11 protein-coding genes are annotated in these 7,519 nt (G+C 57.2%); 1 reads left to right on the forward strand and 10 read right to left on the reverse strand.

Features of this window, described 5'->3' with window-relative positions:
• Positions 1-1,037: 1,037 nt before the first annotated feature.
• The gene (locus I5W_RS07630; RefSeq protein ID WP_148289054.1) at positions 1,038-1,814 is read left to right on the forward strand and encodes a hypothetical protein; all 777 of its coding nucleotides are present in this window, start codon (positions 1,038-1,040) and stop codon (positions 1,812-1,814) included.
• Positions 1,815-1,823: 9 nt separating this feature from the next.
• Here I5W_RS07630 and I5W_RS07635 read toward each other — a convergent pair whose 3' ends face one another.
• The 10 genes from I5W_RS07635 to I5W_RS07670 all read right to left on the reverse strand — a co-directional run.
• The gene (locus I5W_RS07635; protein WP_252716935.1) at positions 1,824-3,446 is read right to left on the reverse strand and encodes a recombinase family protein; all 1,623 of its coding nucleotides are present in this window, start codon (positions 3,444-3,446) and stop codon (positions 1,824-1,826) included.
• Positions 3,382-3,549: a hypothetical protein gene (locus I5W_RS31965; RefSeq protein ID WP_156481345.1), complete on the reverse strand. Its 168-nt coding sequence runs from the start codon at positions 3,547-3,549 to the stop codon at positions 3,382-3,384. The genes I5W_RS07635 and I5W_RS31965 overlap by 65 nt, the downstream gene beginning before the upstream one ends.
• A complete protein-coding gene (locus I5W_RS07640; protein WP_044528784.1) occupies positions 3,536-3,895 on the reverse strand; it encodes a hypothetical protein in 360 nt (119 codons plus the stop codon). Before I5W_RS07640 ends, I5W_RS31965 begins: the two co-directional genes overlap by 14 nt.
• Entirely contained in the window at positions 3,892-4,038 is a 147-nt protein-coding gene (locus tag I5W_RS32395) for a hypothetical protein (RefSeq protein WP_008330650.1), read from the reverse strand. Before I5W_RS32395 ends, I5W_RS07640 begins: the two co-directional genes overlap by 4 nt.
• A complete protein-coding gene (locus tag I5W_RS07645; protein WP_044528785.1) occupies positions 4,035-6,086 on the reverse strand; it encodes a replication endonuclease in 2,052 nt (683 codons plus the stop codon). Before I5W_RS07645 ends, I5W_RS32395 begins: the two co-directional genes overlap by 4 nt.
• Positions 6,076-6,429, reverse strand: coding sequence for a hypothetical protein (locus tag I5W_RS07650; protein WP_044528786.1), 354 nt, complete (start codon positions 6,427-6,429; stop codon positions 6,076-6,078). The genes I5W_RS07645 and I5W_RS07650 overlap by 11 nt, the downstream gene beginning before the upstream one ends.
• Before the next feature lie 88 nt (positions 6,430-6,517).
• On the reverse strand, positions 6,518-6,724 hold the full coding sequence (locus I5W_RS07655; protein ID WP_017452877.1) for a hypothetical protein: 207 nt from the start codon (positions 6,722-6,724) through the stop codon (positions 6,518-6,520).
• Between the two features lie 79 nt (positions 6,725-6,803).
• Positions 6,804-7,064: an ogr/Delta-like zinc finger family protein gene (locus tag I5W_RS07660; RefSeq protein WP_017455160.1), complete on the reverse strand. Its 261-nt coding sequence runs from the start codon at positions 7,062-7,064 to the stop codon at positions 6,804-6,806.
• Positions 7,055-7,252, reverse strand: coding sequence for a hypothetical protein (locus I5W_RS07665; RefSeq protein WP_017452875.1), 198 nt, complete (start codon positions 7,250-7,252; stop codon positions 7,055-7,057). Before I5W_RS07665 ends, I5W_RS07660 begins: the two co-directional genes overlap by 10 nt.
• Positions 7,245-7,519, reverse strand: a 275-nt coding sequence (locus tag I5W_RS07670; protein WP_252716936.1) for a hypothetical protein, incomplete at its 5' end; no start/stop codon positions are given. The genes I5W_RS07665 and I5W_RS07670, both read right to left, overlap by 8 nt.

Here is a 7,519-nt window from a genome sequence, read left to right on the forward strand (position 1 = left end):
TTCTTCATTTTGCCAGTGCGTTCGCTGACGTGTTTGGACTTTCTGGGAAAAGCTTGATGGCCATGGATAGCTCCGTAGTCTGAGGTGAAATAATTGCGCCAGCGGGGCGCGCTTCCGCGCCCCACTCGGTCAATTAGATGTATCGCTCCCAGTTAGCGACCAACCATTGTTCGATATGGTCGCGACTACGAAGATGTCCGGGTACGTAGGAGAGCATTCTCCGCACCTTAGCCGCATAGGTTGGGCGACCATATCCATACTTCATCGCGAACTGATTCGCGAAATAGTCGACCTCCCATTTTTCGTGACGATTGAGCAGGGCGCGGTCGGGTTGACCGCGAAGGCTTAGATTGTCCATTTCAGGACCTTTCATAAAATGAACGGTCGAATTGGAGGACTGAAGCCCTGCTTTTTTGCGTTGACACGGCGGCCGTACGGTCGCACACTTCGGATTCCAGCCCAAAGGTGTCTTGCTCCGCAGGATTCCTTCCCTCCGGCGAGCGGGTCTCCCCGTTCGCCGGAGACCCACAGATCATCTACATCTAGTGCCAGAAGAGTTAAAATAACTACATCTAGTGCTTTATGTCTTTGATGTCTTCCAGCATATGTAGCTCTAGCTGAGAAAGCAATAGCAGTATCCTGTTATTTTCTTTCTAATTTTCTCAGAATTTTTCTTGACTTTTGTGAAGCCCAAGAGGGAAGCGCCCTTCAGCGAAAGAAAAATACGCATATAAATAAAAAATATTCAAATCGAATATTGTAACGGCGTTGCAAAAAAGCGACTCTTCAAAAGTTGCGTTTACTATTTGATGCGAAAAGGTAATGCCGAGCCAATCGCGTCCCCTCGTCCATTTGCCATTTAGCTTAAATTGCTTGGTACATACCAGATCTTCACTGCGAAATGAGAATGTCTTCACTCTTAAAGACAGGGCATTAAGACATCTGAATAGTAAATTTCATATTCCCGACACAAGTCTGCAAGTCACAATCGCACCACATTTTTTCGAAATTTTAAAGAGTTTCACAGGGGGGGAACCATGGCAATGGAGGACCTATTTGCCCAAATAAGTTCAAGTGCAGTGGTTGTAGGGGACGGCCTTCATACGAAGGTGCGCTATCACCTTAATGGACGAGATATTTTTCATGTCGAACTGGAAGGTCATCTAGCTAAACGCTATTCAGGTCTATCAATGATCGAAAAGGATCTCGCCAAGGCAATGCGTTGGGCGGTGAGGGCCACAGAGATCAATGCTCAAATTGAGGCAGAGGGACAGCTGGCAAATAATCCAGAAACTATCGATACCGATCCCTATCTCTACTTTGGTCATAGGGATAGCCCGGCATCGGACGACCGGCAAGCCTTTTTTGTTGCGGCTCTAACCTTCTACGGAAAGGCGTTCGGTGACGCCCCAGTTCGAGGAACAAGGATGGAGGTGAACTGGCTTGATATCGAGTTCCGGGAAATTCATAAGAGGTTTATTTCGTTACGAAATTTCCTGGCTGCACATGCTGGAGACAAGGAACGCGGAATACCAATGGTCATTCTGGTGCCGGACGAGGAAAATGGAATGACATTGCCTTTGTTAAATGTTAGGAGAAATCAGATATCCTATGCGGTTGATGAGAACGTTACTCCTCTCGAACATTTAATAGAGCACGCGCATTCTAAAGTCGTAGGCAAGATTGCCGAGATGACAGAACAATTGCTTGAACATCTGATTAACGTGGTGGGTTGGCCAGAAATAATTGCCTCAGCACAGGCGAATAAGCCGTTAAATCTTGATTTATTTATGGCTAAAGGGGCGAGACCATAAATTGCCGTTTTATTTGATTCTAAACGGTAGATAACGGACAAATCCCGCCCCCGCAACCAGGTTTAGAGACATGCCGCTAGAAGCTAGTAATAGTTTCTCAGCGGCATTGTTGTATTCAGCGTAGATATTCTCGCCCTCGGCGACGACATTGATCTTCCCATAAAGCTCGGCCACCAAAATGCGCGCCTGCTGCACGTCAGCGGCCAAGGCGCTTTCCAGGTTGGCCAGCGTCTTCCCAATCCTTTCCCCGATTTCTGCTGCAGACGGCCCGTCACTGCCGGCCTTTGGCTTGCTCGCCGCCAGTTGGCCACGCTCGGCCTCGGCCGCTCGCAGCCGATCCGCCAGAGCCTGAGAGGTACCAATGCTGGCAATGGCATCTACCAAGCGCTGAATTTCCCCATCCAGTTCCTTGCGCCGTCTGGCCGCTGTTACGCCACCGGTCATACTGCTGCGCTGGTGCTCTGCCAGGATGGCTTGCACCTGCCGTCGCAACTGTTCCTGTGCGGCAGGGGAGAGCAGCTCATCGCGCAAGGTCTCCAGCAGGTTCTTGTCGGCGGTCTCTCGCTTGAAGTGAATGCCTTTGCAAACCGTTGGCCCGCGATCCTTTCTATTAGCGCAGCCATACAACCGGGAGTTGATCGCTATGATGGCACCCCGACAATACGGGCAGGCCATCAGGCCGCCAAACAAGGTCCGTACCGGCGCCCCCTGTTTGCGGCCAGGCAGCCGGCCATCGATCCGCTTGCGCACGGTCTGCCACAGATCTTCATCGACGATGCGCAGCTCAGGCACCTGAATTTCTCGCCAATCCTCACGCGGTCGGTCCACTCGTTGTCGCTTGCCGGTGTCTGGATCTTTCACCCACTGCGAGCGGTTCCAGATATACAGACCCTGATACAGGCAGTTGTTGAGAATGCCGCTGCCCTTGTTGGGCGAGCCGTAGATGGCCGATACCACCCAGGTGCTGGCGCGTGGGGAGGGGACTTTGCGGGCGTTGAGTTCATGGGCGATACGCTGCACGCTCCAGCCTTCGGCATAGCGCCCGAAGATCCAGCGTACCCAGCCGGCCTGAATATCGTTGACCTGATACTTGCTGCCGAGGTGGTCGCGCACGATGTCATAGCCATAGGACTTGCCGCCAGCGGCATAGCCGCGTTCGACCTGGCCGGCCTGACCACGGTGCGTCTTATTGCGCAGGTCATCGAGGAACATCTCGTTGATGAGCCCGCGCACGCCGCGCATGATCTTGCGGCCACCCATGCGACTGTCGTAGCTGTCGGCCACGCCGATGATGACGATGCCGCGATGCTCCAGGCGGCGCACCAGTTGCTCTTGCTCGACCTGGTCACGCGACAGACGGTCCAGGCCTTCCACGATCAACACATCGAAACGACCATTGAACGCATCCATGAGCAGCCGCGCGCCGCCAGCGCGGCGGGCTACCGGCGTGGAGCCGGATACCCCGTCATCACTGTAGCGCTGGGCCACGTCGAGATCTTCACGCTCTGCGCGCCTGGCGCAGATGGTGAATTGATCCTCGATGGAGGCCTCGCGCTGCTTGTCGGTGCTATAGCGTGCGTAGATCGCTGCTTTCATGGTGCTGAATATAGAGTGCTTTTTCGGTTTCATCATCGCCGGATAGTTCCGGCGCCTGCTGCAGAACTTCGTTTGCCACCTGCTCGGCCAGCATTCGTAGAAGCTGGCCCCAGGCGGTTGGATTTTTAATTGCGAGCATCCATTCTCCTCCTGTCGATAATGTTGGCGCTGTAGTCGCTCAGGCACAGACGTCTAGCTTCGCGGTTCGGAGTATTGCGGCGCAGGTCTCCGGCATCATCGCAAGTGAGGATGTCTGCCAACGGCACGCCGCGGAACAGCCCGGCGGGCTCGTTGTCGAGCTCGACCCAGGCGAATTGCTGACCGTTGCCCAGGTGCTGACGAATGACCGACACATAGCCGGCCAGCACGCCATCGTCGGGCGTGTTGAAGGTGATGCGGTCCAGGGACTGCGGGGGCTGCATCACGAAGTCACGCGGCTTGCTGCTGGTGGCGGCGATCACATCGAATTTCACGGGTGCATTCATTGTTTCTTCTCCTTGGTGGCCGTTACAGAGCACACGCCAAAGCGATCGACGGCGGCGGCGATCACGTCGCAGCTATGGGCTGCGATGGCGGTGTAGGAATGGCGTGCGCTGGCAGTGCGCACGACGACACGAAACGCGGTCATGGGGCGTTCCCTTTCGTTGGGTTGGGATTAATCGGAAGTTCGGTCACATCGAGCCGGCCGGCGCGCCAGTCGGCGACCTGGCGCGGCGTGCCGCAGCGTGGGGACTTGTCCGGCACAGGCACCACGCGTGGCCAGGGGCACGCCTTGATAGCATCCCAGGCCGCCAGTACGCGGCGCTGTTCATCGGGCGTCATGGTTGGCCCTGGCCATGTCGGCATGTCGTCCACCACCGGTCGAGGCCAGGGACATGCGCCCAGGGCGAGCCAGGCATGATCGATCTGGGCGGCCTGGTCGGGCTTGAACATGACCGGCGCTGGCGTGGTCTTCGGCTCGAAGGACACATCGGCCGCAAACTCAGGCGTGGCGGGCTGCGTACAGTTATTTACACGAGTCCAAGGGAACCCCAACCCCGCCGATGCGTGGGCGTCGTGCCCTTGAACGGGCGTCCATGTATGCCGAACGGATTTAAAAACCACCCCGGCCATTTGGCGGCACTGCACGCCATAGGGCATCACCCGCTCACACTCTTCATAGCGGCCTGTGACAGTCTTAGTTTCCTTGGCCAGCGTGACCATCAGCTCATCGCGCTTCACCAGGGCACCACCTTGAGCCCGCAGATAGCTGGCCCAGCACGCACGCTTTTCGCCCTCGATCTTCTGGACGGCATCCCAGGCAGCGGCCATGGCCGGCGGGGCCTGTTTGACCATGTCTGCCGGTACGCGACGCAGCTCGCGCCATACGCTCACCGGTGCGCCACCCCATTGCTGGAACTGACGAATACCCCAACGGGCCGCCCAGGCTTCCACGCGGGCCGATGGCGTCAGTTCGTAGTCGCCGGCCGTGTCGGTGGTGACCACATAGCCTTCCTTGGTCTTGTGGTCGGCCACGCCATCGATGTTCTTGGCCACGTATTTAGCGATGTAGCCAGCAGCGCTTCCCTTTGACCAGTCGATGCGCTTCACGTCGAGGCGACGCTTGAATGCACCCGGCTCGCCGCGATCCACGCGCCAGGCATAACGCTTCATGATGCGGATAGCACGGCTGGCCACGTCCTTGACGTGCGGTGTGGTGTAGCCCTGCAGAGCACGCACGAACACCAGCATGTGCCAGTGCGGGCAGCCATCGTGATGCGGTTCAGCGATGCGGAAACCGTACAGGCCGATACCGCGCCGTGCCAGCGCCGAGCGCGCCAGCGCAGTCATCTTGCCAAGGTACTTATTGGCCGTACGTGGGTCCGAGCCGTCATATTTGGGATTCGGCTTGCCTGTGTGCAGAGTGGCATGGAAGCGTGACGGGCAGGACCAGGTGAGAAATAGCCCCTGGTCGTTGCATTCCTTCGCGATCATCTCGAAGCCATTGATGCGCAGCATGAGTTCGCCGCGGCGAATGGTCTTATTGGCCGTGGTCTTCTCGGCCAGCTCAGCAATGCTGAATTCCTGGCCCGCCTCATTGCGCACAATGGTTGCTTCCAGCGCGGCGGCATTGCGCTTGTTCTGGGCCAGGCGCGACAGCACGGCGTCATTGCTGGCGTACGGCTCGCCGTGGTAGTGGACATAGCCCAGGCGGATATTGCCGCCCTCGAAGGCCCGGCCGACCACCTTGCGCAACTGCCGGCGCCACCAGCGAGGATCAACCACGCGGGCAATGATGGCGCGCAAGTCGTTATCGTCCACTTCCGGCACGTCAATACCGTAGTCGCTGCATTCCTGCTCGATGATGTCGCGGGCGTGGGTATCGGAGATTGCCTTCCACAGCATTTTCTTGACGTTGTCAGCGGCCTTTTCTGCCGTGGCGCAGATATCCGCATCGTCCTGAGAAAGATCGATGCCGGCCGGCACGTACTTTTCTGCGAAGTCACGGACGAACTCGACGGCCACCGGCTCGAAGATGCGGCGCCAGTGCCAGACCGACATCAGCTCTAGAGCCTCACTGACCACACGGCCACGCCACTTCAAGGGGATGCGCGCCAGCTCCCTGGCGAACTGCGGCGACTCCGTGAACGCCCTATGCTGGCGCCGAGTCTTCGCATCGACTTTCCTATACTGCATTGAGCGCTCTTTCATAGGTCGTAATTGCACGCAGCACGGCATGGCGCATGGCCAGGCGTTCGGCTCCGCTGAAGGAGTGAATGGGATATTCCCAGCGATCCGGCGAGAGTCCCGCCATTGCCAGGATGTGTCGGCGCACCGGCTTGGCTGTGGCTGCCCAGGAATAGGCGACGCCAATCTGATGATTGGGTCGCTTGCGCGTGCGCAGCAGCGTCATGGCTTTTTCCAATTCAGCCTTAGCTGCCTCATCGCCTGGTGGTGTCGGTGCCAGTGCCGCACGCTCGCGCAGCAGATCCGTGACGGGACGGAATGACGCATGGTCCTTGATTCGGGCGCCGCGCATGGTCAGCCTTTCACCAGGCCGAGGGCCGACAACAATGCTGGGGCGAGTAGCAGTAAAGCCGCTACGCAGTGGGCAAATACGGTTCGCATTACCATTCCCCCAGCAGACCGCCCAGGAGCTGAAGCCGCGATGCAAGACGCTTGCCGATGACGTTCCTCCCTTCCCAAATCACGTCCCATTGGAGGCCAGTGATAGAGCGGCGGTACAGCATTTTCTGTGCGCAAAGGTACGCGGCCAGATCATCGTTGAAATACTGCCTGATGACATCCTTTGCATTCAGATTCGCAGTGGTCATGATTTTTTAGGGTGAGCGAATCCCGCGCGCGCCAATTGGCGCACGGCAGGTTTTGATTTATCGGGAGTTGAGCGGCTGCTTAAGCGGTCGCGAGGTCTAACGTCATTTGGTTCTTCGCAGCCAGAAACGCGCGCGAAGAGATGGGAATGCGCACTTCCGGGTTCGGCATGGCCGACATCGACACGGTGCGCGAAACTTCAAGCGTGGCCACGAAGGTGTGTCCGCACTCGACGTTCTGGCACTGGTAGGTGATTTCCTTCATCATCAACGACATGGTACGGCTCTTAGCCGCTCTCACACGATGTTGGCAGTGTGGGCATGGAATGCTGATTACGCGCATGGCTTCTTCCCCTCAACGGCATAAAGCACTCTTGCCTTGCCGGTAACACGCTTTGCACCTTCACGAACCGCTGCGGAAAAAACGAACTCGGCGGCGTCTTCGATTGTCTCGAATCCCTCGCACGCCATCAGTATTTCCAATGCCTCAACGAGTGCAGGGCTTATCAGCGTCAGTTCGATATCAGGCATCTTGAGGCACTAAAAAGTGGCTCTTCAGCGCCTTGGTTTGCATGTTTTGATTGATTACTATGGGCACATCACGAGCAACAACGAACTCGACGGCCATATGCAGCATCATGTCGTGGGCCAAGGTCGCCAAGTTTTCGCCCTGCAGTTGGGCGAGCGACTTCATGAAAGCGTAGTTGTCGGCGTTGCAGCGGATCACGATTCGGTGATCGCGGATGTGGCGCGGATCGTCGTACATAGATTTCCCCTGGTCAGGCGGTGCGGATGAAT

The sequence above is a fragment of the Herbaspirillum sp. B65 genome (genome assembly GCF_000333555.1).
GTDB lineage: Bacteria > Pseudomonadota > Gammaproteobacteria > Burkholderiales > Burkholderiaceae_D > Herbaspirillum > Herbaspirillum rubrisubalbicans.

What these genes read in the sequence shown, in the direction of transcription:
- I5W_RS07630 (WP_148289054.1), top strand. Translation starts at nt 1,038, where the DNA reads ATGGCAATGGAGGACCTATTTGCCCAAATAAGTTCAAGTGCAGTGGTT.
- I5W_RS07635 (WP_252716935.1), bottom strand. Translation starts at nt 3,446, where the DNA reads ATGATGAAACCGAAAAAGCACTCTATATTCAGCACCATGAAAGCAGCG.
- I5W_RS31965 (WP_156481345.1), bottom strand. Translation starts at nt 3,549, where the DNA reads ATGCTCGCAATTAAAAATCCAACCGCCTGGGGCCAGCTTCTACGAATG.
- I5W_RS07640 (WP_044528784.1), bottom strand. Translation starts at nt 3,895, where the DNA reads ATGAATGCACCCGTGAAATTCGATGTGATCGCCGCCACCAGCAGCAAG.
- I5W_RS32395 (WP_008330650.1), bottom strand. Translation starts at nt 4,038, where the DNA reads ATGACCGCGTTTCGTGTCGTCGTGCGCACTGCCAGCGCACGCCATTCC.
- I5W_RS07645 (WP_044528785.1), bottom strand. Translation starts at nt 6,086, where the DNA reads ATGCAGTATAGGAAAGTCGATGCGAAGACTCGGCGCCAGCATAGGGCG.
- I5W_RS07650 (WP_044528786.1), bottom strand. Translation starts at nt 6,429, where the DNA reads ATGCGCGGCGCCCGAATCAAGGACCATGCGTCATTCCGTCCCGTCACG.
- I5W_RS07655 (WP_017452877.1), bottom strand. Translation starts at nt 6,724, where the DNA reads ATGACCACTGCGAATCTGAATGCAAAGGATGTCATCAGGCAGTATTTC.
- I5W_RS07660 (WP_017455160.1), bottom strand. Translation starts at nt 7,064, where the DNA reads ATGCGCGTAATCAGCATTCCATGCCCACACTGCCAACATCGTGTGAGA.
- I5W_RS07665 (WP_017452875.1), bottom strand. Translation starts at nt 7,252, where the DNA reads ATGCCTGATATCGAACTGACGCTGATAAGCCCTGCACTCGTTGAGGCA.